The following is a 6430-nucleotide window of genomic DNA, read 5'->3' on the forward strand; positions in this document are numbered from 1 at the left end:
ACCCGGCTCCGCGCCCGGTCCGCGACGCCCCTGCAGCGGGCGGCGACGGGGCTGGCGGAGACGGCGATCCCGCAGCGACTTCACAGCGACAGCACCCAGGACCGGAGACAGATGGCAGACGACACGTCGATGGTCGACGCGTGGAACGTGATCCTCGGCGCACTGTCCCAGGACGAGCGGATCACCGCTCCCCTCTACGGGTTCGTCTCGCTCGTGGAGCCCAAGGGCATCATGGCGGGCACCTTCTACCTGGAGGTCCCGAACGAGTTCACCCGCGGGATGCTCGAGCAGCGCGTGCGCGTGCCCCTGCTCAGCGCGATCGGGACGCTCGACGACTCCTTCGGCGTCACGACGTTCGCCTTCGTGGTGAACCCCGACATCGAGCACGAGCCCCTCAGCTCCCCGTCGTCGCAGGAGTCGATGAACCCGTTCGAGCCGATCACCGCCTCCTCGGCGACGGTCGCGCCGACCCGCGGGGTCGAGGAGCTGCGGACCGTGCCGGCGACCGACACCCGGCTGAACCCGAAGTACAGCTTCGACAACTTCGTCATCGGAGGCTCCAACCGGTTCGCGCACGCCGCGGCCGTCGCCGTCGCCGAGGCTCCCGCCAAGGCCTACAACCCGCTCTTCGTCTACGGCGACTCCGGGCTCGGCAAGACGCACCTCCTCCACGCCATCGGCCACTACGCGATGAGCCTCTACCCGGGGATCCGCGTGCGGTACGTCTCGAGCGAGGAGTTCACGAACGACTTCATCAACTCGATCGCGAACAACCGGGGCAACGCCTTCCACGGCCGCTACCGCAACGTCGACATCCTCCTGATCGACGACATCCAGTTCCTGCAGGGGAAGGCGGAGACGCAGGAGGCGTTCTTCCACACCTTCAACCAGCTGCACGACCACAACAAGCAGGTCGTGATCACGTCCGATCTGCCGCCGAAGGCACTGACGGGCTTCGAGGACCGGATGCGCTCGCGCTTCGAGTGGGGCCTCATCACCGATGTGCAGGCTCCCGACCTCGAGACCCGCATCGCGATCCTCCGCAAGAAGGCGGTCAGCGAGAAGCTGCTCGTGCCCGACGACATCCTCGAGTTCATGGCGTCGAAGGTGTCGAGCAACATCCGCGAGCTCGAGGGGACGCTCATCCGCGTCACCGCGTTCGCGAGCCTGAACCGCACGCCGGTCGACATGTCGCTCGTGCAGACCGTGCTGAAGGACCTGATCACGCTCGACGAGGACAACGTCATCTCGCCGGTCGACATCATCAACCACACCGCGGACTACTTCAAGCTCACGGTCGACGACCTCTACGGCTCGTCGCGCTCGCAGGCCGTCGCCACCGCGCGCCAGATCGCCATGTACCTGTGCCGCGAGCTGACGAACCTCTCGCTGCCCAAGATCGGCCAGCTGTTCGGCAACCGCGACCACACCACGGTCATGTACGCGAACAAGAAGATCTCGGAGCTCATGAAGGAGCGCCGCAGCATCTACAACCAGGTCACCGAGCTGACCACCCGCATCAAGACGAACCGCTAGCCGGCAGTCGTACGGTCCCCGGGACCGCCTGTCCCGGGTGGCGTGCCCCGGGGTCCATCGGCGTCCGTGCGCGGTGGTCGGGTAGTCGCTCCCCTCTCCTCGTGTGAGGGGAGGCGGAGGCGACGGGGATCGCGGCGCGAGCAGCAGGACGTCGGTGTCGGCGCGCGTGGAGGTCAGGCGAAGGCGCTGGCGGGGGTCTCGATACGGCTCGCTGGGGCTACTCGACCAGCATGAACCGCACGTGCTCAAGGGGTCCGGGTGAGCGGCTGAGCGACCGGCGTGCGATCGGACGGTGTCGATCCGCCGTGCGACGGCCAGGAGAGCAGCGCAGGGGAGAGGGAGCGCGCATCGTCTTCCGCGCCGCTCGGACGGCGCGAGCCGCGTTCGACGGTCTCCGTCGTGACCCGGAGACGTCGTCGACGGACTCCTCGACCCACCAGGCGGGCCTCGGACACGCCGCCTCGCGCGCCTCGGAGGGCCGATTTCCACAGTGTGAGGAACCTGTGGATAACTGTGGACAACCGCCTCGGGACTGTGCGCCGGGAGAGCCCGCCTGTGGAGGGCGACAGGTCGGCCCGGATCGCTCCACAGGGCGTCCACGGGCCCGCTCACACTCCCTCCACAGGGGCGGGTCCCTCCGATCCCACCCAGGAGTAGGGGTCCGAAGCGTTTTCCACAGTTTCCACACGTGTTAACACTGTTAACGCAGTTCTCTCTTTAATGAAGCCTCGACCGGCAACCTCTCCACAGCGGCTCGGGAGTGCTCGGCGGTCCACCCCCTTCCGAGCTCGTCGAGCCCGGCGGGTACGATGGGCGACGGTCTTCGTCCGCGACTCGTCAGGGGTGTACTCGTGAGGTTCCAAGCCAACCGCGATGTCTTCAGCGAGGCGGTGTCCTTCGCGGTCAAGCTGCTTCCGCAGCGCACGACCCTGCCGATCCTCTCCGGAGTCCTCATCGAGGCGACCTCCGAGGGTCTGACGCTGTCCTCCTTCGACTACGAGGTGTCCGCGCAGACGCAGATCGCGGCCGACGTGGAGGAGACGGGGACCGTGCTCGTCTCGGGCCGTCTGCTCGCCGACATCGCGAACCGCCTCCCCAACGCTCCCGTGCGCATCGCCACGGAGGAGTCGCGCGTCTCGGTCTCGGCCGGCTCGGCGCACTTCACGCTCCTGCAGATGCCCGTGGAGGAGTACCCGAGCATCCCCGAGATCGACGCCTCCACCGGCCTCGTCCCGGCCGACGCCTTCGCGGCCGCCGTCTCGCAGGTGGCGGTCGCCGCCTCCCGCGACGACGTGACCCCCGTCATCACCGGCGTGCAGCTCGAGATCACCGAGAACACGATCGGCCTCGTCGCGACGGACCGCTACCGCGTCGCCGTCCGCGAGATCGACTGGGACAACGGGGACAACCCCGCGCCCACCCAGCCGCTCACCGCCCTCGTACCCGCGCGCACGCTGCAGGAGGTCGGAAAGACCTTCGGCCACTCCGGCACCGTCTCCGTCGCGATCACCAACCGCGACGAGCGCGAGCTGATCGCCTTCACCGCGGACCGCAAGACCGTCACCTCGCTGCTGATCAAGGGCAACTTCCCGCCCGTGAAGCGCCTCTTCCCCGCCTCCGTCGAGAACTACGCGGTCATGTCGACCAGCGACCTCATCGAGGCCACCCGCCGCGTCTCGCTCGTGCTCGAGCGAGAGGCGGCCCTCCGCTTCAGCTTCAGCAGCGACGGCCTCACCCTCGAGGCCATCGGCTCCGAGCAGGCGCAGGCGTCCGAGAGCATCGACGCGATCGTGACCGGCGACGACGTGGTCGTCTCGCTCAAGCCGCAGTTCCTGCTCGACGGCCTCGCCGCCGTCCACTCGGAGTTCGTGCGCATCGCGTTCACGAAGACCGAGAACCCCAACAAGCCCGGCCCCGTCCTGATCACCGCGCAGACCTCGCGGGAGCAGCCCGGCAGCGACAGCTACCGCTACCTGCTCCAGCCCAACCTGCTGCTGCGCTGACCACTCCCCGGATCGCAGAGCCGCGACCGCCCCGCTCCCGACGAGCGCCCGCCCGCCGGACAACGAATCCAGGAAGGTTCACCATGCACATCGGACTCGTCGGCCTCGGCAAGATGGGCGACAACATGCGCTCCCGCCTCCGCTCCAAGGGGCTCGAGGTCACCGGCTACGACCGCAATCCCGACGTCTCGGACGCGGCCTCTCTCGACGAGATGATCGCCGCACTCCCCTCGCCCCGCATCGTCTGGGTGATGGTGCCGGCCGGCGAGATCACCGACGCGGTCGTCAAGGATCTGTCGGAGAAGCTCAGCGAGGGCGACCTCGTCATCGACGGCGGCAACTCCCGCTTCACCGAGGACTTCAAGCACGACGCGCTGCTGAAGCCCAAGGGCATCCTCTACATCGACGCGGGCGTCTCCGGCGGCGTCTGGGGACTCCAGAACGGCTACGGCCTGATGGTCGGCGGCCCGAAGGAGCTCGTCGAGTACGCCATGCCCGTCTTCGACGCGCTGCGCCCCGAGGGCCCCCGCGAGGAGGGCTTCGTCCACGTCGGCGAGGTCGGCGCCGGCCACTACGCGAAGATGGTCCACAACGGCATCGAGTACGCCCTGATGCAGGCGTTCGCCGAGGGCTACGAGCTGCTCGAGACCCGCAGCGACATCATCAAGGACGTCACCGGCACCTTCAAGGCCTGGCAGCGCGGCACGGTCGTGCGCTCCTGGCTGCTCGAGCTCCTCGTCCGCGCCCTCGAGCAGGACCCGGACTTCAAGAACATCGAGGGCTACGTGCAGGACTCGGGCGAGGGCCGCTGGACCATCGAGGAGGCCATCAACAACGCCGTCCCGGTGCCCACGATCAGCGCCTCGATCTTCGCCCGCTTCGTCTCCCGCCAGGAGGACTCCCCCGCGATGAAGGCCGTCGCAGCGCTCCGCAACCAGTTCGGCGGGCACTCCGTCAAGGCCGTCGACTGAGTCGGCTGGTGAGGACTGCCTCCGGCAGTCCTCACGGCGGTCGGCTTCCGGAGGGGGGCGCGTTCCGCAGGGCCGGTGACGGACGGCGGACTGCGGCCCGCCGCCCCCGTGAGGCAGGGATGCTCTCACGGGGGCGGCGGGCCTCCGGCCGCCTCCACCTCGCTACCGACGTCGGGCGGCGAGCCTGCGGCCGCCTTCACGGGCGGGGACGGGGCTCGGCCGATCATGGTGAGCGAGTAGTGGCCCCGGAGGGGCGTATCGGGATCCGCGTCCCGGACGGTTCCGCCGCCGTGCCGGTCGAGTAGCCCGCAGGGGTGTGTCGAGACCGGGGGCGCAGGCCAGGCCGGCAGGGGGAGAGCGGACCGCAGGCGCCGGGGCGGGTGGACCGGCCGAGCGAGACGGGCGAGGAGCCCGCAGGGGTGCAGGGAAGGCCCGCGACGACGGGTGGAGGAGAGGAGCGCGACGTGCAGGTGACGCAGCTGGCGCTCAGCGACTTCCGGAACTACGAGTCGGTCGACGTCGAGCTCGTGCCCGGACCGAACCTCTTCGTCGGCCGCAACGGCCAGGGCAAGACGAACCTCGTCGAATCTCTCGGCTACCTCTCCACCCTGGGCTCGCACCGCGTGTCGAGCGACCAGGCGCTGATCCGCGCCGGCCGGGACAGCGCCGTGGTGCGCGCCCGCCTCCGCAACGGCGAGCGCGACCTGCTGGCCGAGGTGCAGATCAACCGCTCCTCCCCCAACCGCGCGCAGATCAACCGCGGCGGGATCAAGCCGCGCGAGCTCCCCCGCTTCTTCTCCAGCGTCCTCTTCGCCCCGGAGGACCTCCTCCTCATCCGCGGCGACCCGTCGGCCCGCCGCCGCTTCCTCGACCAGCTGGTGATCCTCCGCTCCCCGCGGATGAGCGCCGTCCAGGCCGACTACGAGCGGGTGCTGCGTCAGCGCAACTCGCTGCTCAAGTCCGCACGGGCGAGCGGCGTCCGCGACCCCTCGAAGCTCGGGACCCTCGACATCTGGGACGAGCGCCTGATCGCGCTCGGGACCGAGATCATGCAGTCGCGCCTCACCCTTGTGGAGGAGCTGAGCGGACCGGTGCGCGCCGCGTACGAGGCGGTCGCCGGTGCCGACCAGCGTCCGGTGCTCCGCTCCCGCCTGAGCATCGAGGGCGCGGTCGATGACGACGGCGAGCCCGTGGAGCAGCCGGGCGCCGCGTCACCGGCGGCGGGCGAGGGACTGGCGGAGGCGTTCGCGTCCGCGCTGGCCGGGGTGCGACGCCGCGAGCTCGACCGGGGCGTCTCCCTCGTCGGCCCGCACCGCGACGACGTGCAGTTCGAGCTGAACGCGCTGCCGGCCAAGGGCTACGCCAGCCACGGCGAGAGCTGGTCGTTCGCCCTGGCGCTGAAGCTGGGCGCTGCGGAGCTGCTCCGGCGCGACTCCCCCATGGGCGATCCGGTGCTGATGCTCGACGACGTCTTCGCCGAGCTGGACGCGCGCCGGCGCGAGCGCCTCGCCTCGGTGGTCGCCGACTACGAGCAGGTCCTGATCACCGCGGCCGTCTTCGACGACGTCCCGGAGGCGCTGGCCGCGCACACCGTGCGGATCGAGGCCGGCCGGATCGTCGGCACGGGCGCCGCCGCCGCGCCGATCGCCGTGCCGGAGCCGACCGCACCCGACTCCGCCTCGTCCGATCCGGTGTCCTCCGACTCCGCTCCTCCCGGTCCCGAGTCCTCCCACTCCTCTTCTCCTGATCCGGTCTCGTCCGACTCCCCTTCTCCTGGTGTCGTCTCCTCCGCCGCGGCCTCCTCCTCGGAGCCCGCGTCCCCAGCGCCGGCGTCCACAGATCCCGCGTCCCCGGAGCCGCCCGCCCCCGCCCCGTCGGAGCCGGGTGCGGGGGTTCCGCGGCGGGGGGAGTCAGCCATCG

At 70.2% G+C, this 6430-nt stretch carries 3 protein-coding genes and 1 pseudogene; all 4 read left to right on the top strand.

Annotation, left to right across the window (positions count from 1 at the left end):
* Positions 1 to 231 precede the first annotated feature (231 nt).
* Positions 232 to 1536: a chromosomal replication initiator protein DnaA gene (gene dnaA, locus C5B98_RS07975; RefSeq protein ID WP_374952921.1), complete on the top strand. Its 1305-nt coding sequence runs from the start codon at positions 232 to 234 to the stop codon at positions 1534 to 1536.
* 851 nt (positions 1537 to 2387) lie between these two features.
* Positions 2388 to 3539: a DNA polymerase III subunit beta gene (gene dnaN / locus C5B98_RS07980; protein ID WP_104222678.1), complete on the top strand. Its 1152-nt coding sequence runs from the start codon at positions 2388 to 2390 to the stop codon at positions 3537 to 3539.
* Between the two features lie 83 nt (positions 3540 to 3622).
* Positions 3623 to 4510 carry a phosphogluconate dehydrogenase (NAD(+)-dependent, decarboxylating) gene (gnd, locus tag C5B98_RS07985; RefSeq protein WP_104327603.1) on the top strand — a complete coding sequence of 296 codons (888 nt, stop codon included), beginning with the start codon at positions 3623 to 3625 and terminating at the stop codon, positions 4508 to 4510.
* Between the two features lie 464 nt (positions 4511 to 4974).
* Positions 4975 to 6135, top strand: a pseudogene (recF, locus tag C5B98_RS07990) (DNA replication/repair protein RecF); the annotation flags it as partial.
* Positions 6136 to 6430: the final 295 nt, after the last annotated feature.

The organism is Rathayibacter sp. AY1A5 (assembly GCF_002930875.1).
Taxonomy (GTDB): Bacteria; Actinomycetota; Actinomycetes; order Actinomycetales; family Microbacteriaceae; genus Rathayibacter.

Bases quoted from the DNA above. Each gene is read 5' to 3' on its own strand.
- dnaA (WP_374952921.1), top strand. From the start codon at position 232: ATGGCGGGCACCTTCTACCTGGAGGTCCCGAACGAGTTCACCCGCGGG.
- gnd (WP_104327603.1), top strand. From the start codon at position 3,623: ATGCACATCGGACTCGTCGGCCTCGGCAAGATGGGCGACAACATGCGC.